At 75.8% G+C, this 23,375-nt stretch carries 16 protein-coding genes and 2 pseudogenes; 6 read left to right on the forward strand and 12 right to left on the reverse strand.

Features of this window, described 5'->3' with window-relative positions; translation table 11 throughout:
* Positions 1-30 precede the first annotated feature (30 nt).
* The 6 genes from NLX85_RS03835 to NLX85_RS03860 form a co-directional block, all read right to left on the reverse strand.
* Positions 31-294 carry a monovalent cation/H+ antiporter complex subunit F gene (locus tag NLX85_RS03835; RefSeq protein ID WP_254331655.1) on the reverse strand — a complete coding sequence of 88 codons (264 nt, stop codon included), beginning with the start codon at positions 292-294 and terminating at the stop codon, positions 31-33.
* Entirely contained in the window at positions 291-947 is a 657-nt protein-coding gene (locus NLX85_RS03840) for a Na+/H+ antiporter subunit E (protein WP_254331656.1), read from the reverse strand. Before NLX85_RS03840 ends, NLX85_RS03835 begins: the two co-directional genes overlap by 4 nt.
* Positions 944-2,449 carry a Na+/H+ antiporter subunit D gene (locus tag NLX85_RS03845; RefSeq protein ID WP_254331658.1) on the reverse strand — a complete coding sequence of 502 codons (1,506 nt, stop codon included), beginning with the start codon at positions 2,447-2,449 and terminating at the stop codon, positions 944-946. The genes NLX85_RS03840 and NLX85_RS03845 overlap by 4 nt, the downstream gene beginning before the upstream one ends.
* Before the next feature lie 114 nt (positions 2,450-2,563).
* On the reverse strand, positions 2,564-3,046 hold the full coding sequence (locus NLX85_RS03850; RefSeq protein ID WP_254331659.1) for a Na(+)/H(+) antiporter subunit C: 483 nt from the start codon (positions 3,044-3,046) through the stop codon (positions 2,564-2,566).
* Positions 3,047-3,101: 55 nt separating this feature from the next.
* Positions 3,102-5,936, reverse strand: a complete 2,835-nt coding sequence (locus NLX85_RS03855) for a Na+/H+ antiporter subunit A (RefSeq protein ID WP_254331660.1) — start codon at positions 5,934-5,936, stop codon at positions 3,102-3,104.
* Between the two features lie 121 nt (positions 5,937-6,057).
* Positions 6,058-6,426, reverse strand: coding sequence for a hypothetical protein (locus NLX85_RS03860; protein ID WP_254331661.1), 369 nt, complete (start codon positions 6,424-6,426; stop codon positions 6,058-6,060).
* Between the two features lie 170 nt (positions 6,427-6,596).
* On the opposite strand from NLX85_RS03860, the gene NLX85_RS03865 reads away from it, so the two are divergent.
* The 6 genes and pseudogenes from NLX85_RS03865 (at position 6,597) to NLX85_RS03885 (ending at position 17,920) form a co-directional block, all read left to right on the forward strand.
* A complete protein-coding gene (locus tag NLX85_RS03865; RefSeq protein WP_308210655.1) occupies positions 6,597-11,324 on the forward strand; it encodes a DEAD/DEAH box helicase in 4,728 nt (1,575 codons plus the stop codon).
* A 484-nt stretch (positions 11,325-11,808) separates the two neighbouring features.
* Positions 11,809-12,315 (forward strand): GNAT family N-acetyltransferase, encoded by a 507-nt coding sequence (locus tag NLX85_RS03870; RefSeq protein WP_254331663.1) that lies wholly within the window; start codon positions 11,809-11,811, stop codon positions 12,313-12,315.
* Complete coding sequence (locus NLX85_RS03875) at positions 12,312-13,118, forward strand: SAM-dependent chlorinase/fluorinase (protein ID WP_254331664.1); 807 nt, start codon at positions 12,312-12,314, stop codon at positions 13,116-13,118. The genes NLX85_RS03870 and NLX85_RS03875 overlap by 4 nt, the downstream gene beginning before the upstream one ends.
* Before the next feature lie 43 nt (positions 13,119-13,161).
* Positions 13,162-13,341 (forward strand): annotated as a pseudogene (locus NLX85_RS33620) (DNA-formamidopyrimidine glycosylase family protein); the annotation flags it as partial.
* Between the two features lie 189 nt (positions 13,342-13,530).
* Positions 13,531-14,127, forward strand: a pseudogene (locus NLX85_RS33625) (zinc finger domain-containing protein); the annotation flags it as partial.
* Positions 14,128-14,308: 181 nt separating this feature from the next.
* Entirely contained in the window at positions 14,309-17,920 is a 3,612-nt protein-coding gene (locus NLX85_RS03885; protein ID WP_254331666.1) for a multicopper oxidase domain-containing protein, read from the forward strand.
* Positions 17,921-17,946: 26 nt separating this feature from the next.
* Here the strand turns inward: NLX85_RS03885 and NLX85_RS03890 are convergent, their stop codons facing one another.
* The 6 genes from NLX85_RS03890 to rimO all read right to left on the reverse strand — a co-directional run bounded on the left by NLX85_RS03890 (position 17,947) and on the right by rimO (position 23,312).
* Complete coding sequence (locus NLX85_RS03890) at positions 17,947-18,726, reverse strand: hypothetical protein (protein WP_254331667.1); 780 nt, start codon at positions 18,724-18,726, stop codon at positions 17,947-17,949.
* 16 nt (positions 18,727-18,742) lie between these two features.
* Positions 18,743-19,594 (reverse strand): PspA/IM30 family protein, encoded by an 852-nt coding sequence (locus tag NLX85_RS03895; RefSeq protein WP_254331668.1) that lies wholly within the window; start codon positions 19,592-19,594, stop codon positions 18,743-18,745.
* Positions 19,595-19,760: 166 nt separating this feature from the next.
* Positions 19,761-20,210, reverse strand: a complete 450-nt coding sequence (locus NLX85_RS03900) for a helix-turn-helix domain-containing protein (RefSeq protein ID WP_107076395.1) — start codon at positions 20,208-20,210, stop codon at positions 19,761-19,763.
* A gap of 226 nt (positions 20,211-20,436) precedes the next feature.
* Entirely contained in the window at positions 20,437-21,027 is a 591-nt protein-coding gene (locus NLX85_RS03905) for a CinA family protein (RefSeq protein ID WP_254331669.1), read from the reverse strand.
* 99 nt (positions 21,028-21,126) lie between these two features.
* Complete coding sequence (gene pgsA / locus NLX85_RS03910; RefSeq protein WP_148428135.1) at positions 21,127-21,708, reverse strand: CDP-diacylglycerol--glycerol-3-phosphate 3-phosphatidyltransferase; 582 nt, start codon at positions 21,706-21,708, stop codon at positions 21,127-21,129.
* 47 nt (positions 21,709-21,755) lie between these two features.
* Positions 21,756-23,312: a 30S ribosomal protein S12 methylthiotransferase RimO gene (gene rimO / locus NLX85_RS03915; RefSeq protein WP_254331670.1), complete on the reverse strand. Its 1,557-nt coding sequence runs from the start codon at positions 23,310-23,312 to the stop codon at positions 21,756-21,758.
* Positions 23,313-23,375: the final 63 nt, after the last annotated feature.

The following is a 23,375-nucleotide window of genomic DNA, read 5'->3' on the forward strand; positions in this document are numbered from 1 at the left end:
GGGCTCGCAAACCCGGCTCACTCCTCGCGCTCACGCTTCCTCCCGGATGGCGAAGCGGACCAGGGACACCGAGCCCACGAAGCCGAGCAGGGAGAGCACCACCAGCACGGGCAGCGTGGTGGCGTGGCGGTTGACCGCCGCTTCCGCGCCCACCGCGCCCAGCATGGTGGCGAGCAGCAGGTCGGCGGCGACGACCCGGTCGAGCAGGGACGGGCCGCGGTAGATCCGGGCCAGGGCGAGCAGCGCGGTGACCGAGAGCAGCACGGTCAGCGCGACGGCGAGGAGCGCGGTCACGGATGGTTCCTCCGATCGACGGGTTCGAGTTCGAGGTGGCGTACCTCCGCGGGGGAGCCGACGGCGCGGATAATGCGCCGTTCGACGGCGAGGATCCGCTCCCGGCTGCCGGTGATGTCCTCCGGCCCGCGGACGTCGAGGACGTGCACGTAGAGCACCCCGTGGTCGCGGTCCACCTCGAGGATCAGGGTGCCCGGCACCAGGGAGATCACCTCGGCGGTGAGCGCCAGGTTGAGGTCGGTGCGGACCCGCAGCGGCACCGCGATGATCGCCCCGCGCGGGCGGTAGCCGGGGCGCAGCGCGACGGCGGCGACGTGCAGGCTGGCGCTGACCAGTTCGCCGGCGAAGGTGACCGCGAGGACCAGCAGCGGGCCCGGGCGCAGCCGCCCGCCGAAGGTGACCGGCGGGAGCGGGAAGAAGAGCAGCACGGCCGCGCCGACCACGAGGCCGGCGAGCAGGTTGCCCCAGGACAGGTCGCCCCAGAGCAGCAGCCAGATGGCCACCAGCCAGCCGAGCGCGATGGCCTGGTCGCGCCGCCGCCCGCCCCGGCCCACGGCGGGCGCGGGTGCGTCGGGCGCCGGGCCGGGCGGCGGCGGGCCGTCCGCCGGCTCCCCGTCGCCGGCCGCCCGGCGCGCCGGCAGGTCGTCGGTCACGGCACGTCCACCGGCAGGACCGCCCGGACGTACGGGGTGCGCTGGCGCAGGTCGGTGGCCGCGTCCGCGGTGACCCGGAACAGCGGCCCGGCGGCCAGGGTGAGTGCCAGGCCGAGCACCACCAGGGCGGCGGTGGCCCCGACCATCAGCCCGGGCAGCCGGACGGCCGGGCCGGCGGTGGCCAGCCGGGGCGCCCGCCAGAACGCGATGTTCCACACCCGGGAGGCGGCATAGAGGGTGAGCAGGCTGGTCAGGGCGCCCGCACCGACCAGCACGGCGGGCAGCGTCCCGCCGGCCGCCACGCCGGCCTGGAGCAGGCCGAGCTTGCCCAGGAAGCCGGAGAACGGCGGGATGCCGGCCAGGTTCATGGCCGGCACGAAGAAGAGCACGGCGAGCAGCGGGGCGATCCGGGCCAGCCCGCCGAGCCGGCGCAGGTCGGTGCTGCCCGCGCGCTCCTCCACGAGGCCGGCGACCAGGAACAGCGTGGTCTGGATGGTGATGTGGTGCACCACGTAGAAGATCGCCCCGGCCAGGCCGGCCACGCTGCTCAGCGCCACCCCGAAGATCATGTAGCCGATGTGGCTGACCAGGGTGAACGAGAAGAGTCGCTTCATGTCGGACTGGGCCGCCGCGCCGAGGATGCCGACCACCATGGTGAACCCGGCCACCACCATGAGCAGGCCGGAGACCTGGCCGCCGGGGAAGAGCAGGGTCTCGGTGCGGATGATCGCGTACACGCCGACCTTGGTGAGCAGGCCGGCGAAGACGGCGGTGACCGGGGCGGGGGCGGTCGGGTAGCTGTCCGGCAGCCAGGCGGAGACCGGGAAGACCGCCGCCTTGATGGCGAAGCCGAGCAGCAGCGTGAGCTGCAACGCCAGGCGTACGCCGGGCGACAGGGCGTCCAGCCGGCCGGCGAGCTGCGCCATGTTCAGGGTGCCGGTGGCCGCGTACACCAGCCCCACCGCGGCCAGGAAGATCATCGACGACAGGATGCTGACCACCACGTACGTCGAGCCGGTGCGGATCCGCGTCTCGGTGCCGCCCAGGGTGATCAGCACGAAGCTCGCGGCCAGCAGGATCTCGAAGCCGACGAAGAGGTTGAACAGGTCCCCGGCCAGGAAGGCGTTGGTGACGCCGGCGGTGAGCACCAGGTAGGTGGGGTGGTAGATGCTCACGGGCGCCGTCTCGCTGGTCTCCCCCCGCCCCTGGCCGATCGAGTAGAGCAGCACGCAGAGGGTGACCGCCGACGAGACCACCAGCATGAGCGCGGCCAACTGGTCGGCGACCAGCACGATGCCGACCGGCGCCGGCCACCCGCCCACCCGGACCACCACGGGCCCGTGCCGGTACGCCTCCAGCAGCAGCGCCACCGCCACCACCAGGGTGGTGGTCAGCCCGATCACGCTGACCAGCCGCTGCAACCGGGGCCGGTTGGTCAGGATCAGGGTGAGCGCCGCGCCGAGCAGCGGCACCACCACCGGCAGCGGCACCAGGGCGCTCACGTGCTGGCCTTCGTTCGCGACCGCGGGGCTCGCAACCCCGGCTCACTCCTCGCGCTCATGTGCTGGCCTTCGTTCGCGACTGCGGGGCTCGCAACCCCGGCTCACTCCTCGCGTTCACCGGTCCTCCGCCCGCCGGCGCAGCCGGCGCAGCGCCGGCTCCGGGTCGACCTGCTCCGGGTCGTTGTCCGGCCCCTCGCCGCCGAGGTCCGCCGTGGACACCTCGTTGCGCTCGGCGAGCCGGACGATCTGCCGGTCCTCCAGGTCGTCCTGCACCTCGTCGTCGCCGGTCAGGTACCAGCTCCGGTAGGCGACCGCGAGGAGGAACGCGGTCAGCCCGAACGTGATCACCACGGCGGTGAGCACCATGGCCTGCGGCAGCGCGTCGCTCATGGCGGCGCTCGGCGCGCTGCCGACCAGCGGCGCGGCCCCGGACCGGCCGCCGAGCAGGATCAGCAGGTTCACGCCGTTGCCGAGCAGGATGACGCCGAGCAGGATCCGCGTCAGGCTCCGCTCCAGCAGCAGGATGACCCCGGTGGCCACGAGCACCCCGACGGCGATGACCAGCACCAGGGTCGGCCCGGCTGCGCCCCGGCTCACCGTGCCACCTCTGTTCGCGACTGCGGGGCTCGCAAGACCGGCTCACTCCTCGCGCTCACGGGCGCTCGCCCTCGCGCTGCACGGCGAGCCCGCGGGCGGGTTCGCCGGCCGCCTCGACGTGCCGGTCCACCTCGGCGCCGAGGCTGCGCAGGATGTCCAGCACCAGGCCGACCACGATCAGGTAGACGCCGATGTCGAAGAAGAGCGACGTGACCAGGTAGAAGTGGTCGACCAGCGGCAGCCAGAGGTCGACCTTCACGCTCTCCAGCACCCGGCCGGTGAGGAGCAGCCCCAGCACACCGCCGCCGACCGCGACCGCCAGGCCCGCGCCGAGCACCGTGCCGGCCCCGACCGGCGCCGCCTCGGCCAGCTCGTACCGGCCGCCGGCCAGGTAGCGGAGGGTCAGCGCGAGGCTGGCCACCAGCCCGCCGGAGAAGCCGCCGCCCGGGGCGTTGTGGCCGGAAAAGAGCAGGAACAGCGAGAAGAGCAGCACCGTGTGGAAGATCAGCCGGGTGACCACCTCGAAGACGATCGAGCGGCGGCGCTCGTGCAGCGTCGTCCCGCCCCGCAGCCAGACCGTCCGCCGGTCCCGGTGCGACCGGACCGGGCCGGGGCGGCGCGGCCGGGGCCCGGTGCGGGACCGCTCGAAGATGAGGCTGGCCACGCCGGTCGCGGTCACCACCAGCACCGAGATCTCCCCCATGGTGTCCCAGGCCCGGATGTCGACAAGCGTCACGTTGACCACGTTGCGGCCGTAGCCCTGCGCCACGGCCAGGTCGGGGAAGGCCGCCGAGATCGACGGGGTGCGCCGGGCGCCCGCCGCGGCCAGCGCCAGGCCCGCCATGACGAGGCCGGCGGCCACGCCGATGCTGCGGCGCACCCAGCGGCTGCGACGCAGCGGGCGGGCCGAGAAGCGCTCCGGCAGCCGGCGCAGCACCAGCACGAAGACCGCGATGGTGGCGGTCTCCACCAGGAACTGGGTGAGCGCCACGTCGGGCGCGCCGTAGAGGACGAACATCATGGCGGTGCCGTAGCCGGTGACGCCGACCAGGAGCATGGCGGTGAGCCGGCGCCGGGCGCCCACCGCGAGCAGCGCGGCCACCGCGATCACCACGCAGACCACCAGCTGGGTCGGGTTGTCCCAGACGGCGATCTCGGTCCGCCACGGCCGGGTGGCCAGCATCGCGCCGCCCGGCACCAGCACGAGCACGACCAGCACGGTGCCGAGGTACTGCGGCAGGGCGCCGCGCTGGGTGGCGCCGGTGACCTCGATGGCGAACCGGTCGAACCGGTGGGTGACCCACTCGTACCCCTCGTTGCCGCCGACCGGCCAGCGCAGCCGCGTCAACGCCGGGGCGAGCGGACCGCGGACCAGGTGCAGCACCACCCCGCCGGCGATCACCACGGCGGACAGGCCGAGCGCCGCGGTCGGTCCGTGCCAGAGCGCCAGTTTCTCCTCGACCGGGCCGAACAGCTCGGCGTACGGGCGGAGCAGGCCGCCCAGCCGGCCGGCGGCCGGACCGGCGGCCAGCCCGGCGACGGCGAGCAGGGCAGGGGGTACGAGCATCGCGGCGGGCGGCCGCTCCACGTCGGTCATCGGGACGCCCGGCCGTGAGCCGAACGCCCCCCAGAGGAACCGGATGCTGTACGCGACGGTCAGCGCGCTCCCCACCACCAGCGCGGCGAGCACCACCGGCCGCCCGGTGAACGCCCCGAGCACCGCCTCCTTCGCCACGAAGCCGAACAGCGGCGGCAGGCCGGCCATCGAGGCGGCGGCCAGCGCGGCGACCGTGGTGAGCACCGGCGCGGTCCGACCCACCCCGGACAGGTCGCGCAGGTCCCGGCTGCCGGCGCTGTGGTCGAGGATGCCGACGACGAGGAACAACGCCGCCTTGAACAGGGCGTGCGCCAGCAGCATGGCGACGCCGGCGAGCGCCGCCTTCGGGGTGCCCGCGCCGAGCACCACGGTGAGCAGGCCGAGCTGGCTGACCGTCCCGTACGCCAGCAGCAGTTTGAGGTCGGTCTGCCGCAGCGCCGCCCAGCCCCCGGCGACCAGGGTGACCAGCCCGGCGACCACGGTGACCGGCCGCCACGGCCCGGCCGGCGCGAGCGCCGGGCCGAGCAGCCCGACCAGGAACACCCCGGCCTTCACCATGGCGGCCGCGTGCAGGTAGGCGCTGACCGGGGTGGGCGCCGCCATCGCCACCGGCAGCCAGGAGTTGAACGGAAAGACCGCGGACTTGGCGAGGGCGCCGGTGAGCACGAGCAGCACCGCGACCGCCAGGTAACCGCCACCGGGCAGCGGCGCGGCCGTGACGACCGACCAGCGGTAGCTGCCGACGTGGTGGCCGAGCAGCAGGAAGCCGACAAGCATGGCCAGCCCGCCGAGGGTGGTGACGGTCAGCGCCTGCGCGGCCGCCCACCGGCTGGACCGCCGCTCGGTGCTGTGCCCGATCAGCAGGTAGGAGAAGACCGTGGTCAGCTCCCAGAAGACGTAGAGCAGCAGCAGGTCGTCGGAGACGACCAGGCCGAGCATCGCCCCGGCGAAGGCGACCATGACGGCCGCGAAGCGGGCCAGGCCCGCCGAGCCGGCGTGGAAGTAGCGGGCCGAGTAGACCAGCACCAGCGCGCCGACGCCGCCGACCAGGAGCAGCATCAGCCAGGACAGGGTGGTGACCCGCAGCGCCACGTCGAGCTGGAGCTCCGCGATCCACGGGTACGTCTCGACGACCGCGCCGCCGTCGCGGACCGCGCCGGTGTGCGCCACCGCCCAGCCGAAGGTGGCGGCCGGGGCGAGGGCGAGCAGCAGGCAGGCGCGGGGGCCCCACCGGCGGACCAGCAGCGGCGCGGACAGGGCCGCCACCAGGTGCAGGATCAGCAGGACGAGCACGCGCACTCCCGGTCGAGGTGACAGCGCGCCGGGGCGCGCTGCGGCCAGGACCGATCACACGCCACATTCCCGCCCAACCGGGCGGTTTTCGGGAAACCCACCCGGTGTCCGGGCCTCCCGCTCAGCGCAGGGCGGGGTCGGGGGCGGAGCGGTCGCGGCGAGGCGTCTCGACCAGCAGGTCGGGGCGGTCGAGCTGCCGGACCGCCTTGTTGACCACGCGCTGGGCGGCGGCGAGGGAGCGCACCGGCAGCAGCTTGCCGCGGCTCTCGCGACGCAGGACGAAGTAGTGCACCGCCGCCCGGACCAGCCCCCGGTCGGCAGCGCTGGAGTGGGCGGTGGCGACGACCAGCTCCCGCAGGCAGCGGGCCAGATCCTCGGCCAGCTCCAGCTCGGGGCCGTGCAGACCGGTGCGGAGCGCGGCGAGGTGACTGTCGACCTTGCGGATGAGCACGTCGGTCCCGGACCCGGCGCCTCGCCCCTGCACGGTCATCCAAGCCCTCCACCCCACGCTGCGTTGCGGGTGAAGTTACTTTATGTTGCGCGGTAGAAGCAAGCAGTTAAGTGAGACTTAACGCATTCAAGGCCGCATCCGTCGCTTAAAGCCCCGTCCCGGACAGAACAGCGTCCGGCGAGGACTGGTTGTCACACCGGCGAGGCAGGATGGAGGGCGTGGCGGACGAGGTGACCCGGGGCGCGACGGTCCTGGCGGGTTTCGGCGCGGCGACCCGCGAGTGGTTCACCGCGGCCTTCGCGGCGCCCACCGCCGCCCAGGAGGGCGCCTGGCGGTCGGTCGCCGCCGGGCGCAACGCTCTGGTCGTCGCGCCGACCGGCTCCGGCAAGACCCTCGCGGCGTTCCTCTGGTCGCTCGACCGGCTGGCCAAGGAGCCGCCACCGGCCGACGCCCGGCAGCGCTGCCGGGTCCTCTACGTCAGCCCGCTCAAGGCGCTCGCCGTCGACGTCGAGCGCAACCTGCGCGCCCCGCTCACCGGCATCCGGCAGGCCGCCACCCGCCTCGGCGTCACCCCGCCCGACATCACCGTGGGCATGCGCACCGGCGACACCCCGGCCGACGAGCGGCGAGCCTTCGCCCGGACCCCTCCGGACATCCTCATCACCACGCCCGAGTCGCTGTTCCTGCTGCTCACCTCTGCCGCCCGCGACTCGCTGCGCGGGGTCCGCACGGTGATCGTCGACGAGGTGCACGCCGTCGCCGGCACGAAGCGCGGCGCCCACCTGGCGCTCTCCCTGGAACGCCTCGACGCGCTGCTGGAGACGCCCGCGCAGCGGATCGGGCTCTCCGCCACCGTCCGGCCGATCGACGTCTGCGCCCGCTTCCTCGGCGGGGCCCGCCCGGTCGACGTGGTGCAGCCGCCCACCAGCAAGACCATCGAGGTCAGCGTCCAGGTGCCGGTGGAGGACATGACCCGCCTCGACGAGCAGGAGCCGCCGGAGGACGCGCTGGGCGGGATCGGCCCGCGCCGGGCGTCGATCTGGCCGGCCGTCGAGGAGCGGGTCTTCTCGCTGATCCGGTCACACCGGTCGACAATCGTCTTCACCAACTCGCGGCGCAGCGCCGAGCGGCTCTGCGCCCGGCTCAACGAGCTGGCCGCCGAGGAACTGGAGGCGGCGACTGCGCCGGACGGCGGTCGCGTGGCCCGGGGCGGCGAGCCGGTGGGCGTATCCGAGCTGCTGGCGGGGATGGACGGCCCGGCGGCCGGCGACGGCGGGCCGGCGGACGGGCCGGGCCCGGCGCGGCGCGGCGCCGACGCGTTCGGCGGGCCGGTGGGGCCGTTGCGGGCGCCCCGGCAGCCGGCCGAGGTGATGGCGCAGTCCGGGGCGGCGGCCGGCGCGCCGCCGGTGATCGCCCGGGCCCACCACGGCAGCGTCTCCCGCGAGGAGCGCAAGCACATCGAGGAGGCGCTCAAGTCCGGGCAGCTCCCGGCCGTGGTCGCCACCTCCAGCCTGGAGCTGGGCATCGACATGGGCGCGGTCGACCTGGTCGTGCAGATCGAGGCCCCGCCGAGCGTCGCGGCCGGCCTGCAACGGGTCGGCCGGGCCGGGCACCAGGTCGGCGCGGTCTCCCGGGGCGTCGTCTTCCCGAAGCACCGCGGCGACCTGCTCTCCTGCACCGTGGTCGCCGAGCGGATGGGCGTGGGTGCGATCGAGGAGCTGCACTACCCGCGCAACCCGCTCGACGTGCTGGCCCAGCAGATCGTGGCCATGGTGGCCCTGGAGCCGTGGCGGCTCGGCGACCTCGCCGTGCTGGTCCGCCGCGCCGCCCCCTTCGCCGAGCTGCCCGACTCGGCGCTGCACGCGGTGCTCGACATGCTCTCCGGGCGCTACCCGTCGACGGCCTTCGCCGAGCTGCGGCCCCGCCTGGTCTGGGACCGGGCCGCCGACGTGCTCACCGGCCGGCCCGGCGCGCAGCGGCTCGCCGTGACCAGCGGCGGCACCATCCCCGACCGGGGCCTGTTCGGGGTCTTCCTGGCCGGCGCCGAGCGGGCCGCCCGGGTCGGCGAACTGGACGAGGAGATGGTCTACGAGTCCCGGGTCGGCGACGTCTTCCTGCTCGGCTCGTCGTCCTGGCGGATCGAGGAGATCACCCCCGACCGGGTGCTCGTCTCCCCCGCCCCCGGCCAGGCCGCCCGGATGCCGTTCTGGAAGGGCGACCAGCTCGGCCGCCCCGTCGAGCTGGGCCGGGCCATCGGCGCCCGGGTCCGGGCGCTGCTGCGCCAGTCCGACGCCGACGCCGTCGCCGCGCTGCGGGCCGGCGGGCTGGACGACTGGGCCGCCGGCAACCTCATGACCTACCTGCGCGAGCAGAAGGAGGCCACCCGGTCGCTGCCCGACGACCGCACGGTCGTGGTCGAGCGGTTCCGCGACGAGCTGGGCGACTGGCGGCTCGCCGTGCACTCGGTGCTCGGCGCCCGGGTCAACGGCCCGTGGGCCCTCGCGATCGGCCACCGCCTCGCCGAGCGCTACGGGGTCGACGCCCAGGTGATGCCCTCCGACGACGGCATCGTGGTCCGGCTGCCCGACACCGCCGAGGAACCGCCCGGCGCCGACGTGGTGGTCTTCGACCCCGAGGAGATCGCCCAGCTGGTCGAGGAGTCCGTCGGCACCTCGGCCCTGTTCGCCTCCCGGTTCCGGGAGTGCGCGGCCCGGTCCCTGCTGCTGCCCCGCCGCGACCCGCGCCGCCGGCAGCCGCTCTGGCAGCAGCGCCAGCGCGCTGCCCAGCTCCTCGACGTGGCCCGCGAGTACGCCGACTTCCCGGTCACCCTGGAGGCCGCCCGGGAGTGCCTCCAGGACGTCTTCGACCAGCCCGCGCTGGCCCAGCTCATGCGCGACCTGGGCGCCCGCAAGGTCCGCCTGGTCGAGGTGGAGTCCGAGCGCCCGTCACCGTTCGCCCGCTCGCTGCTCTTCGGCTACGTGGGCGCGTTCCTCTACGAGGGCGACGCGCCGCTGGCCGAGCGCCGGGCCGCCGCCCTGGCCCTCGACTCCGGGCTCCTCGGCGAGCTGCTCGGGCGGGTCGACCTGCGGGAACTGCTCGACCCGGCGGTGCTGGCCGAGACCGAACGGCAGCTGCGCTGGCGCACCGAGCAGCGCCGCGCCCGCGACGCGGAGGACGTGGTCGAGCTGCTCCGGGTGGTCGGCGACCTGAGCGAGGCCGAGCTGGCCGAGCGGGGCGTACCGGGCGAGTGGCTGGGCGAGCTGGAGGCGGCCCGGCGGGTGCTGCGCGTCCGAGTCGCCGGCGAGGACCGCTGGGTGGTCGTCGAGGACGCCGCGCGGCTGCGCGACGCGCTCGGCGTGGCGCTGCCCGTCGGGATCGCCGAGGCCTACCTGGCGCCGGTGGCCGACCCGCTCGGTGACCTGGTGGCCCGCTACGCCCGCACCCACGGCCCGTTCGCGGCGGCCACCTGCGCCGCCCGGTTCGGGCTCGGGGTGTTCGTCGTCGAGCAGGCGCTGCGCCGGCTCGCCGCCACCGGGCGGGTCGTCTCCGGCGAGTTCGCCCCCGACAGCGTCGGCACCCAGTGGTGCGACGCCGAGGTGCTGCGGCTGCTGCGCCGCCGGTCCCTGGCCGCGCTGCGCCGGGAGATCGAGCCGGTGCCGCCCCGGGCGCTCGCCGCGTTCCTGCCCCGCTGGCAGCAGGTCGGCTCCTCGGCCCGGGGCGTCGAGGCGGTCGCCGCCACCGTCGAGCAGTTGCAGGGCGTGGCCGTTCCGGCGTCCGCGCTGGAACGCCTCGTGCTGCCCGCCCGCATCGCCGACTACTCCCCCGCCCAGCTCGACGAACTCTGCGCCAGCGGGGAGGTGGTCTGGGCCGGGTCCGGCGCGATCTCCGGGGGCGACGGCTGGATCACCCTGGCGTACGCCGACGTCGCGCCGCTGCTGCTGCCCCCGCCGGACGAGGCGCTGGCCATGACCCCGCTGCACGAGGCGGTGCTCGACGCGCTCGCCGACGGGCAGGCGCTCTTCTTCCGGTCGCTCTCCGACCGGGTCGGCTCCACCGACGACACCGCCCTGGCGGCGGCGGTGTGGGACCTGGTGTGGGCCGGTCACCTCACCAACGACACCCTCGCCCCGCTGCGGGCGGCACTCGGCGGCGGCGGCGCGCACCGGTCCCGGCCGACCGCCCCGCGCACCCGCTACCGCCGCCCCGGCCGGGTTGCGCTGCCCAGCCGCGGCGGCCCGCCCACCGCGGCCGGCCGCTGGTCCCGGCTGCCCGAGCGCGACCTCGACCCCACCCGGCGGGCCGCCGCCCTCGCCGACCTGCTGCTCGAACGGCACGGCGTGGTCACCCGCGGCGCGGTCATGGCCGAGCAGGTGACCGGCGGCTTCGCGGCGGTCTACCCGGTGCTCTCCGCGCTGGAGGAACGCGGCGCGGCCCGGCGCGGCTACTTCGTCGAAGGGCTCGGCGCCGCCCAGTTCGCCGTGCCCGGTGCGGTGGACCGGATCCGCGCCCTCGCCGACCCCGCCGACGACAGCCGGGGCCGGGGCGGGCCGACCGTCGTGCTCGCCGCCACCGACCCGGCGAACCCCTACGGCGCGGCGCTGCCCTGGCCCGACCGGGTGGTCGACTCCGGCGACGGCGCGGCACCGGCCACCGGGCACCGGGCCGGGCGCAAGGCCGGTGCGCTGGTCGTGCTGGTCGGCGGCGACCTGGTGCTCTACGTCGAGCGGGGCGGGCGGACCATCCTGTCGTTCACCGACGACACCGACGCGCTGGCGACGGCCGGCAAGGCACTCGCCGACGCGGTGCACTCCGGGGCGCTGGGCGCGATCTCGGTGGAACGCGCCGACGGCGAGGCGGTGCACTCCTCGCCGCTACGGGACGCGCTGACCGCCGCCGGCTTCCGCGCCACCCCCCGCGGCCTACGCCTCCGCGGCTGACCCGCCCGCTCGCGTGCCCCGCCCCGTTGCCGGGGGCGCGTATCACGCCGCCTCCCGTCCAGCGCGCCTTGCCGAACCCCGCCCCGCCCTGCCTCGCCCCGCCCCGCTCCGGCTTGCCGCGCCCCGCCCCGCCCCGCCCCGCCCCGCCGCGCCCCGCACCGCCGCGCGGCGCGGCGCGGCGCGCGGCCCCGCAGGGCGCCCCACACGGCGCGACGGAGATCTTGGACGGAAAGGGCCCCTATAGGGGCCGTTTCGTACCAAGATCTTGTCGGTGTCCGTGATGTGGACGAGCTTTCCCGAGGGGCGGAAGCGCGCGGGCAGCGTGCGGAGACGGTCGGTCGCAGGGCGTCGGCTCCCGACCCAACCGCGGGACGGCGCGCCGGACGACGGCGGGCGCGCATCGTGCCGTGCCGACATGCGCGCGTGAGGCCGGAAGAGGCGCTCCGCTCGCTAGGGTGTGCTCCGCACACGACGAGGGGACGACATGACCTCGATCCAGGTACGACCGGCCGAGCCCGGCGACCACGCCGACCTCGCCGCCCTTCACGAGCGGGAGTGGGGCGGCCCGTACGTGGTGGTCCACGACACCCGCTACGACCTGCGCGAACTGCCCACCCTCGTGGCGGTGGACGGGGCGGGCGGGTTCGCCGGGGCGCTGGTGCACCGGCTCGCCGACGGTGGGCTGGAGGTGGTCAGCCTGGCCGCGGCGGTCCCGGGCAACGGCGCCGGCAGCGCCCTGCTGACCGCCGCCGAGGCGGTCGCCACGGCCGCCGGGGCGGACCAGCTCTGGCTGGTCACCACCAACGACAACCTCCGGGCGCTCCGCTTCTACCAGCGCCAGGGACTGCGGATCGTGGCGGTGGACACGGGCGCGGTGGACCGGGCGCGGGCGGTCAAGCCGAGCATCCCGCACCTGGGCGAGGACGCCATCCCGCTGCACGACGAGCTGCGGCTGGAGCGGCGGCTGACCGGGCCGGCGGGCCGGCCGTGACCGGCCCGGGCGGGGCGCCGGCCGGCGGTCCCTGGATCTCGCTGACCACCGACTACGGCCTGGCCGACGGCTTCGTGGCGGCCTGCCACGGGGTGCTCGCCCGACTCGCCCCGGCCGCCCGGGTGATCGACGTGACCCACCTGGTGCCGCCGGCCGACGTACGCCGGGGCGCGGCGGTGCTCGCGCAGACCGTGCCGTACCTGCCGGTGGGCGTGCACGTGGCGGTGGTCGACCCGGGCGTCGGCACGGCACGGCGGGGTGTCGCGCTGGCCACCCCGGGCGGGCTGCTGGTCGGCCCGGACAACGGGCTGCTGCTGGACGCCGCCGAGGCCCTCGGAGGGATCGCCGGGGCGGTCGAGCTGACCAACCCGGCCTGGCTCGCCCCGGCAGTCTCCCGCACCTTCCACGGGCGGGACGTGTTCGCCCCGGTGGCCGCGCGGTTGGCGCTCGGCGCGCCGTTGGCCGGGGCCGGCCCGGCCGTGGACCCGGCCACGCTGGTCCGCCTGCCCGCGCCGCTGGTACGCGCCGACGACAGGGGCTTCACCGCCGAGGTGCTGACCGTCGACCACTTCGGCAACGTCCAGCTCGCCGCACCCGGTGAGCTGCTGTCCGGGCTGCCGGAGCGGGTACGGGTGGCCGGCCGGGCGGCCGTGCACGGGCGCACCTTCGGCGACGCGCCGGCCGGCGGGCTGGTCGCGTACGTGGACTCGGCCGGGCTGGTAGCCCTGGCGGTCAACGCCGGGCGCGCGGTCGACCTGCTCGGTGTGCGGCCCGGCGAGGTGGTGGCGGTGACGGGCGACTGAGCGCCCGGCGGCGGGGAATCGCCGGGCGAGGGAGGATGGAGGGGTGCCCGAAGGCGACACCGTCTGGAACACCGCCCGCGTCCTCCAGCGCGCCCTGGCCGGTGCCCGGCTCACCGGCTCCGACTTCCGCGTGCCGCAGCTCGCCGCGACCGACCTGACCGGCTGGACCGTGCACGAATCGGCCAGCCGGGGCAAACACCTGCTGCTCCGCCTCACCGCACCGCCCGGCGCCGCCCTGCCAGGTGCCACCGCCACCGCGCGCGCCGACGCGCCGCGAGCCGACACCACGCGAGCCGACACCACGCGAGCCGACACCACGCGAGCCGACACCACGCGAGCCGACACCACGCAGGCCGACACCACGCAGGCCGACACCACGCGGGCCGGCGCCGCGGCCGCGAGCCGGCGGGACTGGACGCTGCACTCGCACCTGCGGATGGACGGCGCGTGGCGGGCGTACGCCCCGGGCGAGCGGTGGGCGGCCCGGCCCGCGCACCTGATCCGGGTGGTGCTCCGCTCCCCCGGCGCGGTGGCGGTCGGGTACCACCTGCACGAGCTGGCCCTGATCCCGACCGCCGAGGAGGAGTCGCTGGTCGGCCACCTGGGCCCGGACCTGCTCGGCCCCGATTGGGATCCGGACGAGGCGGTCCGCCGGCTGGCCGCCCACCCGGACGAGACCATCGGGGAGGCGCTGCTGGACCAGCGCAACCTGGCCGGGGTGGGCAACCTCTACAAGTGCGAGGTGCTGTTCCTGCGCGGGGTCTCCCCGTGGACGCCGGTCCGGGCGGTGCCCGACCTGCCGGGCACGGTCACGCTCGCGCAGCGGCTGCTCGCCGCGAACCGGGGCCGCTGGACGCAGAGCACCACCGGCTCGCTGCACCGGGGGCAGACCAGCTACGTCTACGGCCGCCGGGCGCAGCCGTGCCGGCGCTGCGGCACCGCGATCCGCAAGGAGGAGCTGGGCGAGCGGGTCACGTACTGGTGCCCGGCCTGCCAGCCGGACCGCTGAGCGGGACGGCGCGTGGAACTTCCACGAACCACCCAAGATCGCCCGAGATAGGGACGATTGGGTAGTTCCCTCCCGCACCTTCGACGTCGCATGCTGCGGTGGAGTGCTCACTGATCGTCAGCAGCGCGTACGCCCGCCACGTCGGGGTGACGGCAGGCGCGCCCCGACCCCGGGGAGAGCCATGGTGCTGTTCCGCAGACTCCGGCCGGGATGGACGGACCGGTTCGCCCGGACCGCCGAGGACCACGCGCCGACGGTGCCCGCCGCCCGCGCCGCCGAGGAGGAGGCCGGTCCGACCCCGGCCAGCCTCGACCCGGCCGCCGTGCCGCGCTGCTTCGGCCCGGTGCCGAACTTCGCCGCCAGCCCGCTGCCCGCGCTCGACCGGGACGGCCGGCCGGTGCCCGGCACCGGCATCCGCAAGTTCGTCGACCCGCTGCCGGTGCCCGGCCCGCCGGCCACCGCCGGGCTCGGCGGCCGCCTGCCGGTCGCGGTCCCCGACACGATCACCTGGCCGGGCTGCGACTACTACGAGATCGGCCTCCAGGAGTACGCGCAACGCCTGCACCGCGACCTGCCGGCCACCCGGCTGCGCGGTTACCGCCAGCTCAACCTGGGCACCGACGCGTCCGGCCACAACACGGTCAGCCCGCCCGACCGGCCCTGGCACCTCGGCCCGATGGTCGTCGCCCGGCGCGGCCGGCCGGTCCGGATCAAGTTCATCAACCAGCTGCCCACCGGCCGGGCCGGCGAGCTCTTCCTGCCTGTCGACGAGACGGTCGACGGGGCCGGGACCGGCCCGCTGGACGGGCCCGCGCCGTACCCGGGGAACCGGGCCGTGCCGCACCTGGCCGGGGCGCAGACGGCGTGGATCAGCGCCGGCAACCCGTGGCAGTGGGTGACCCCGGCCGGCGAGATCACCCCGTACCCGACGGGGGTCGGGGTGACCCCGGTGCCGGACATGCCGCCGCCCGGCGCGGGCGCCACCACGCTCTACTTCCCCAACGAGCAGAGCGGCCGGCTCATGTGGCTGCACGACAACACCCTCGGCCTGTCCCGGCTCACCGTCTACTCCGGGCAGCTGGCGCTCTACCTGCTCACTGACCCGGCGGAGGAGCGGCTGGTCGACGACGGTGTGCTGCCGGCCGACCAGCTTCCCCTGGTGATCGAGGACAAGACCTTCGTGCCGGACGACGCCCAGCTCGCCGCCCAGGATCCCACCTGGGACCGGGACCGCTGGGGCGCCAAGGGCAGCCTCTGGCACCCGCACGTCTACCAGCCCCGGCAGAACCCGTACCGGAGCACCGGCGGGAACCCGACCGGCCGCTGGGACTACGGCCCGTGGACCCACGACCCGGACGGCGGGGCCAGCCCCTGGGTCGCCCCGGTCCCGAACCCGCACCACGATCCGGTCACCGAGCCGGACGAGCCGCCCCTCGCCCCGGGCGTGCCGCACCCGTCGGCCGTGCCCGAGGCGTACGGGGACACGCCGCTGGTCAACGGGGTCGCCTACCCGTACCTGGAGGTCGCGCCGCGGGCGTACCGGTTCCGGATCCTCAACGCCTGCGCCGACCGCACGCTCAACCTCCAGCTCTACCGGGCCGCCTCGGACCGGCCCATGTGGACCGAGAGCGGCGCGCCGGGCGACCCGCACGCCGGCGAGGTGCCGATGGTCGACGCGGCCCGGGCCGCCGGGCGGCCGGCGCACTGGCCGGTCGACGGGCGCGAGGGCGGGGTGCCCGACCCGGCCGCCGCCGGCCCCGAGCTGATCCAGATCGGCAACGAGGGCGGCCTGCTGCCCGCCCCCGTGGTGCGGCCGAACCGCCCGATCGGCTACCGGTACGACCGCCAGGACCCGACCGTGCTCAACGTGGACGGGCACACCCTGCTGCTCGCCCCCGGCGAGCGGGCCGACGTGGTGGTGGACTTCGCGACCGTCCCGCCGGGCAGCACGCTGATCCTCTACAACGACTGCCCGGCGCCGCTGCCCCGGTTCGACAGCCGCTACGACCACCACAGCGACGCCCCGGACCGCACCGCCACCGGCGGCCTCCCCGCCTCCCGTCCCGGCTACGGGCCGAACACCCGCACCCTGCTCCAGTTCCGGGTCGGCGGCACCCCGGCCGCGCCGTACGACCGGGAGCGGCTGGCCGCCCGGCTGCCCGGCGCGTACGCGGAGAGCCAGCGATCGCCGATCGTGCCGCAACCCGCCTACGACGTGGCCTTCGGCACCCGCACCCCCGGCGAGACGCTGGTGGCGGCGCGCGCCACCTCGGTCACCTTCACCCCGGCCGGCGCGGCCGCCCCGGTCACCCTGCCGGTGGCCGTGAAGTCGGTCGGGCAGGTCTTCGAGCCCCGGCACGGCCGGGCGGTGGGACGGCTCGGGGTCGGCCACCCGAACGCCGGGCCGCGCACCCCGGCCACCCTGCCGCTCGCTCCGGTCGACCCGGCCACCGAGGTGCTGTACGCGACCGATCCGACCGTGCCGGTGGGCGCGCCGGCCGACGGCACCCAGCTGTGGCGGATCGTCGGCGACGCGCCCCGCACCCACCCCGTGCACATCGAGGGCTGCGACGTGCAACTGGTCAACCGGGTGGGCTGGGACGGCACGGTCCGCCCGCCGGACGCGGGCGAGCTGGGGTGGAAGGACACCGTCCGGGTCAACCCGCGGGAGGACGTGATCGTCGCCCTGCGCCCGGTGCCGCCCACCCTGCCCTTCAAGATCGGCGACAGCGTACGGCTGCTCGACCCGACCCGGCCGGCCGGCGCCCGGCTGGACGCCAGCCCGGTCAGCCCGGTCGACGGGCGGCCCGCCGCGGTGGTCAACCAGCTGGTGAACCTGGGCTGGGAGTACCGCTGGCACACCCGCTCGGCGGGGCTGCGCGACCAGGGCATGAGCCGGCCGCTGGTGCTGCGGGTGGCGCCCAGGGCGCCGACCGGGCTGACCGCCACCCCGGCGCCGGGCTCGGCCACCGCGCTGCCCGCCATCGCGCTGGCCTGGACCGGCAACGGCAGCCGCCCGCCGGCCACCAGCCACCGGCTGCAACGCGCCACCGACGCGGCCTTCGCCGCCGGGCTCACCGAGATCACCGTGGCGGCCGCCGCCACCCGGTACACCGACGCGACCGTCACCCCGGGGGTCACCTACCACTACCGGATCCGGGCCGAGAACGCGGTGAGCTGCTCGGCCTGGTCGAACAGCGTCCCCGCCTCGGTGCAGCTCACCGCGCCGGCGAAGGCGGCCGCCGTGGTGCCGCCGGCCGCGCCGCTGCGGGTCGCGCTGCGCTGGGCCAACCGCTCCTTCGCCACCGGGGTGGACGTGCAGCGGGCCACCAACCCGACGTTCACCAGCGGGCCGGGCACCACCGCCATCGCCGTCGGCGAGGCCCACCTCGACCCGGCGGTCGCCCCGGACACCACCTACTACTACCGGGTACGCACCACCTACCTGGGCGCGGCGTCACCCTGGTCGACGGTGGCCACCGTGACCACCCCGCCCCGCCCCGGCCTGCCGACCGGGGTGCTCGCCACCGCCACCGCGCCCGCCCCGGACACCGCCACGGTGATCCTGAGCTGGTCGGCCAGCACACCGACCGGGGCGGGCGCCGGCTTCGTGGTGCAGCGCGCCACCGACGCCGGCTTCACCCACGACGTGGCCACCTTCAGCGTCACCGGGAGGGGCTTCACGAACACCGGCCTGGCCCGAGGCACGACCTACCACTACCGCATCCGCTCCACCAACGTGGTGGGCACGTCCCCCTGGACCACCCCCACCCAGGTGACGACCCCCGACTGACGGCCCAACCCCGCGAAGGCGGGCGGTCAGGGGGTGCGGAGGGGGGTCTGGGTGGTGCGGAGTTCGGCCAGGGCGCCGGCTACGCCGTGCAGCAGGTCGGTGGCCTCGGTGAGGCGGGCGGCCGACGGGTCCTGGGTGCTCGGACGGGCGTCCTCGGCCACGTAGCCGGCCGCGGCCACCACGAGCCGCTCGTACGCGGCCACCCCGCTCTCCAGCTGGCCGACCAGGGTGGCGTGCGCCTCGGCGAGCGACCCGCGCGCCTCGGCCGGGGCGAGCTTCAGCGCGCGTTCCACGCCGGCCACCCGGTTGGCCAGGTCACGCAGGGAGCGGTCGGCCTCGGCCGCCTCGCGGACGGCCGGCTCGGCGAGCCCGGTGAGCCGGCCGGCCAGCCCGGCCAGGGTCAGCGCGGCCCGGTCGAGCCGGGCCCACGCCTCGGCCGCGGTGGTGCCGCGCAGCGCGAGGCGGGAGCGGACCCGGCGGACCTCGGCGAGGACGCCCGGGCCCACGGGCAGCCGCTCGACGGCGGCGACCAGCCGGGCCCGGGAGCGGGCGGCGGCCTCGGCCGGGTCGAGGGCCGGCGGGGCCGGCACGGCGGTGAGGGCACGCAGGTCGACCCAGCGCCAGGCGGCGACGGCGATGGCGCTGCCCGCGGCGCCGGCCCAGGCCGCGTCCGGCAGGCCCAGCCCGGCGTACGGGGTCAGCACGGCGGCGGCGCCGCCCAGCCCACCGGCCAGGACGCTCCAGCGCCGCGCGGACCGGCGCAACCTGCGCAGCCGGCGGAAGTGCCGCGCTCGCTCGTCGACCATCGGTCTCCCCCGTCCCCTAGCTCGTGGTGCTCTCCCCGGTGCCGCGCTCCCGGCTCATGCTCGACCGGATCTGGTCGAGCCGGGCGGCGGCCGCCGGGTCGGCGGGTTCCTCCACCGCGGGGCGTTCCTGCCGGCCGCCGAGCTGCTCGCCGGCCATGCTCGACCGGATCTGTTCCAGTCTGGCCGATCCGGCCGAGTCGAGGGTCGCCTTCTGGATCTCCAGCATCCGGCCCTCGACGGAGTTGCCGGCCAGTTCGGCCCGGCCCATCGCGTCGGCGTAGCGGCGCTCGATCCGGTCGCGGACCTCGTTGAGCGACGGGGTGGTGCCGGGCGCGGTGAGCGCGGACATCGACTCCAGCGAGCGGGCCACGGTCTCCTGCATCTTGGCCTGCTCGAGCTGGCTGAGCAGCTTGGTGCGCTCGGCCAGCTTCTGCTGGAGGATCATCGAGTTGTTCTCGACCGCCTTGCGGGCCTGCGCGGCCGCGCCGAGCGCCTGGTCGTGCAGGGTCTTGAGGTCCTCCATCGCCTGCTCGGCGGAGACCAGCTGGCTGGCGAGCAGCTGCGCGGACTGCTCGTAGCGGCCCGCCTCGGTCTCGTCGCCGCGGCCACGGGCCTGGTCGGCCAGGACCAGGGCCTGCCGGGCGTTGCCCTGGAGCTGCTCGACCTCGGTCATCTGCCGGGACAGCTTCATCTCCAGCTGGCGCTGGTTGCCGATCACCGCGGCCGCCTGCTGGACCAGCGCCTGGTGCTGCCGCTGGGCCTCCTCGATGGCCTGCTGGATCTGCACCTTCGGGTCGGCGTGCTCGTCGATCTTCGCACCGAAGAGCGCCATCAGGTATTTCCAACCCTTGACGAACGGGTTCGCCATCTCCGCCTTGTCCCCTCAGTAGCGTCACGTCGCCTCGACCGGGGTCGACCGGCGAGCCGCGCGGTGTGCCTCCATCGTCCCAGTCGGACGCCAACCCGGCACCCGTACGACCCTGATCAACACTACGACGTGGCCGCCACGGGCGGCCATGGCGCGGCGGGTGGGATCAGGCGGCGCAGACCACGTCCCGGTCCGCGGGGCGGACCCGGGTGCTGCGCAGCGTCGCCTTGAGCGGCGAGTCCTGGCGGACCTGGACGGCCACCGAGCCGTCGGAGGTGACCTGGCGGACCCCCCGGTTGGTCGCCTTGCGCACGGCCGCCGGCGCGACCGAGGTCGACTCGACGGGCTCGTCGGCCATCGGGACCAGCACCCCGGGCATCTGCTCCGCCAGCGCGACCGTGTCGCTGACCTCGCGGAGCAGCTCGGAGAGGCGGGCGCCGAGCGCGTCGCAGATCGCGGCGAGCAGCTCGCTGGAGGGTTCCTTCTGGCCGCGCTCGATCTCGGAGAGGTAACCCAGGCTCACGTTGGCGGCGGACGAGACCTCGCGGAGGGTGCGGTGCTGCCCCTGCCGGCGCGCCCGCAGTGCGTCACCGATCACGCGGCGTAGCAGGACCATCGCACCTCCCCCTGTACGGGACCACCATCTCCGGCCGCGCGTGCCGCGCCGGGCGCGGTGGACCGGCCCGGCGCCGACGTCGCCCGCCGGAGCCTTCCCGCAACCGTACCCGTTGGTCGCCCCGACGACATCCCACCCCGCCTCTCCAATCCTGCGGAACCGGGCGCGCGGGCGGATCCACGGCCCCAGGCCGGTGTTCCCGGAATCGGCGGGCCGACGCCCGCCTTCACCGCCGGCCCGCCCCCGCCCGATCGGCGTCACCCGCGGATTCCGTCTCGTCGGCCCCGTCCGCGGATTCCGCCTCGTCGGCCTCGACCGCGGCGTGGATACGCTCGGCGAGCAGGCGCAGCGCCTCGATCACCGCGGCCGCGCGGATGTGGTCCCGGCCACCGTCGAGGCGCAGCTCGCGTACCTCGGTGCCGTCGGGTCCGGACGCGGCGACGTAGACCAGCCCGACCGGCTTGTCGTCCTGGGGCTCCGGCCCGGCCACGCCGGTGGTCGCCAGCCCCCAGTCGGCGCCGCACCGCCGCCGCCCACCCTCGGCGAGGGCGGCGGCCACGTCCGGGTCGACCGGCCCGCGCTCGGCCACCAGGTCCTCCGGTACGCCGGCCAGCTCCGACTTCAGCTCGGTGGCGTAGACCACCAGGCCGCCCCGGAAGATCCCGCTCACCCCGGCGATCTCCACGATCGCGGCGGAGAGCAGACCGCCGGTCAGCGACTCGACGGTGGCCAGGGTCTCCTTGCGCTCGTGCAGGCTGTGCACCACCGAGGCCGCCGGACTGCCGGCGGGCCGTTCGTGATTCGCATCCGTCCCCATGCCGGCCCCTTCTTCCCCTACCGCCGCGACCTACTCATCCTGCGCACGGATGCGCCGATCATGAGGTTATCGCCGGCGACGCGCCGCGCCGGCCGCGGCTCAGCGGGTGGGGCGGCGCAGCCGGAGGGCCTGGGCGATGTAGTCGAAGCCGGTGACCACGGTGACCACCACGGCCGCGCCCATGATCCAGGGGCCGACCGGGGCCAGCGCGTCCGGCATCGGCCAGAGGTACCAGGTGATCGCCAGGATCTGGAGCGCCGTCTTGATCTTGCCGCCGCGGCTGGCCGCGATCACGCCGTGCCGGATCACCCAGAAGCGCAGCGCGGTGATGCCCAGCTCGCGCGCGAGGATCACCACGGTCACCCACCAGGGCAGCCGGTCGTACCAGGAGAGCAGCACCAGTGCGGCGCCCGTGAGGGCCTTGTCGGCGATCGGGTCGGCCACCTTGCCGAGCGAGGTGACCAGCCCGAACCGGCGGGCGATCCAGCCGTCCACCAGATCGGTCGCCGAGGCGACCACGAAGATCAGGCAGGCCGCCATCCGCCAGCCGGCGTGGCTCATCGCGGAGGCGACGACGGTGACCGCGAACACCGGCACCAGCACCAGACGCACCGCGGTCAGCACGTTGGCCGCGTTGAGCAGGGGCACCGGGGCCGCCACCGTCGACTCCGCCCCGGTCATGTCCGACACCGCCCCACGTGGCTTCCCCGTTCTGTCCGGACCCGCCGTCACCGTGCCGCGCCGGGCGCCGCCGAGATCATCTCATCCGGTACGGCGACCAGGTCGACACCCTCGGTCGCGGTGACCGTGGCCCGGACCAGGTCGCCGGGGCGCAGCGCGGCCAGGTCCACCCCGCCGCCGGCCGGGGTGACCAGGGTGGTCGAGCCGTCGACCTCGGGCGCCTGGTGGGCGGCCCGCCCCTCCACCACGCCGTCGGCGACCGAGTCGACAAGCACCTCGACGGTCGAGCCGAGCCGCTCCTCGGCCCGCTGCGAGCACAGCTCGTCGGCGAGCGCCGCGAGCTTGTCGTAGCGCCGCTTGATCGTGGCGGCGGAGACCTTGCCGGGCAGGCCGGCGGCCTCGGTGCCGTCCTCGTCGCTGTAGTCGAACACGCCGATCGCGTCGAGGCGCGCCTCGGTGAGGAACCGGACCAGCTCGGCCATGTCCTGCCGGGTCTCGCCCGGGAAGCCCACGATGAAGTTGCTCCGCGCGCCCGCCTCCGGGGCCAGCGCGCGGGCGGAGGCGAGCAGCTCCAGGAACCGGTCGGTGGAGCCGAACCGGCGCATCCGGCGCAGCACCGGCTCGCTGGAGTGCTGGAACGACAGGTCGAAGTACGCGGCCACGCCCGGCGTGGTGGCGATCACCTCGACCAGGCCGGGCCGGGTCTCGGCCGGCTGGAGGTAGCTGGCCCGCACCCGCACGATGCCGTCGATCGCGGCGAGCTGCGGCAGCAGCTTCTCCAGCGCCCGGGGGTCGCCCAGGTCCTTGCCGTAGGAGGTGGAGTTCTCGCTGACCAGCACCAGCTCGCGGACGCCGGTCTTGGCCAGCCACTCGGCCTCGGCGAGCAGCTCGTCCGGCGTACGCGAGACGAACGCCCCACGGAACGCCGGAATGGCACAGAACGCGCAGCGCCGGTCGCAGCCGCTGGCCAGCTTGAGCGACGCCACCGGCCCGGTGTCGAGCCGGTGCCGCAGCACCTGCCGCAGGTGCGCCGGGGTGTGCTCGTCGGCCTCGGCGGCGACCCGGGTCGGTGTGCCGTGGCCGGGCAGCGACACGGCCGCCTCCCGGCGCTTGACGGGGGTGAGCGGCAGCAGCTCGCGCCGGTCGCGCGGGGTGTGCGCGCCCAGCGCCTCGCCGGCCACCACGGCGTCCAGCCGGGCCGCGATGTCCGGGTAGTCGTCGAAGCTGAGCACCGCCTGCGCCTCGGGGAGGCTGTCGGCCAGCTCGCGGCCGTACCGCTCGGCCATGCAACCGGCGGCGACCACCTTGGCGCCGGTGTCGGCGGCGGCCAGCAGCGTCTGGATCGAGTCCTGCTTGGCCTTCTCCACGAAACCGCAGGTGTTCACGACCACCACGTCGGCGCCCTCGCCGTCGGTGGTCACCTGCCACCCGTCGGCGTGCAGCCGGGCGGCCAACTCCTCCGAGTCGACCTCGTTACGGGCGCAACCCAGGGTCAGCAGGGCGACGCGACGGCCGTCGGCGCTGGCAGCCGACGGCTCCAGGTCGCGGCGCGGCGTCGGACGCGCCGAGCTGGAGTCGTCGTAAGAGGAGGTGGCAGACACCATCCGAGGGTACCGGGCCGCGGCGGGAACCCCACGACGGCGGGCCGCCGGCATCGGCCGGCTCAC

The organism is Micromonospora sp. A3M-1-15, from assembly GCF_024213425.1.
In the GTDB taxonomy this organism is placed as follows: Bacteria; Actinomycetota; Actinomycetes; order Mycobacteriales; family Micromonosporaceae; genus Micromonospora; species Micromonospora chersina.